Source organism: Lentimicrobium sp. S6 (genome assembly GCF_013166635.1).
Classification (GTDB): domain Bacteria; phylum Bacteroidota; class Bacteroidia; order Bacteroidales; family UBA12170; genus UBA12170.
Genome location: NZ_JABKBZ010000219.1, coordinates 1 through 1,034, shown reverse-complemented (window position 1 = coordinate 1,034; position 1,034 = coordinate 1). Strand labels below are relative to the sequence as shown.

Sequence of the window (1,034 nt, the reverse complement as noted above, 5' to 3'; positions counted from 1 at the left end):
TTCAAAATAACGATGCTGAAGAAGTTTATATAAGTACCTACAGTGTTCCCACCTATTTTCATTATAATGTAATACAAGATTATGACAATGGTGGAGTGAATGATCCACTGGTATTGCATAATAATCCTCCAAGTAGCCAACCTATTATCGATGTGGAGTATAACTGCTGGGGAAGTGGGTTTAATGCTTCAGAAGATTTAATGCCAAACGGTGCTTATGATTATGATCCTGATTGGTGTCCGGGTGACAGTAAAGGGAGCACTAACCCTGTTGCCTTATTATATGAGACCAGTCAAACTCAATTTGAGGATGAAGAGTTTGTAGCATCTAAAACCACATTAGAAACCATAATCACAGATTATCCAAATACTACATTTGCCCAAGCAGCTGTTAAAGACTTGTTTATTGTTGAATTATTTGCCACTAACGATTATTCATCGCTGCGTCAATATTTTAATGGCAACCCAAGTATTCAAACTAATGATGTGCTCAAATCACTAGCAGAATTCTTTAGCAATAGATGTGATATTAAACTAGAAAACTGGCAAACAGCCATCGATTTCTATGAGGCTAGAATTTCAGGAGAACCAGATACTGAAGAAGAAATATTTGCTATTATTGATTTAGGCTTACTCTATTATATTATGGAAAATAGCAGTAATAAAGCAAGCTACGGTGTAGGCTCCATGCCAGAGCACAAGCCCAAATCAAAAGAGGAATACATAGCAAAAAGAGACTATTTAATCTCCTTATTACCACTAAAAAGTAAGGAAGCGGAAAGCCTAAATCCTATAACTAGTGATGAAATATTAAGTCAAAACTCGCCCAATCCGGTTAATGGCAACACACAAATAGGCTATAATCTGGAGCAGGAAGCCAATATTCATTTATGTGTTTATGACTACACTGGATATACCGGCGTTATTGTGCCAGTCATACCGACGTTATTGTGCCAGTGTGAACAGCTATAATTTCTAGGCTAAATTTACACATTAATTTGTTTCATTTTCACACATTAATTTTCCTAAATATTT

Annotated in this window: 1 protein-coding gene; it reads left to right on the top strand. The window is 35.8% G+C overall.

The features are described 5' to 3' along the window. A partial coding sequence (locus HNS40_RS22425; RefSeq protein WP_172284941.1) for a hypothetical protein occupies positions 1 to 971 on the top strand: 971 nt, incomplete at its 5' end. Positions 972 to 1,034 lie beyond the last annotated feature (63 nt).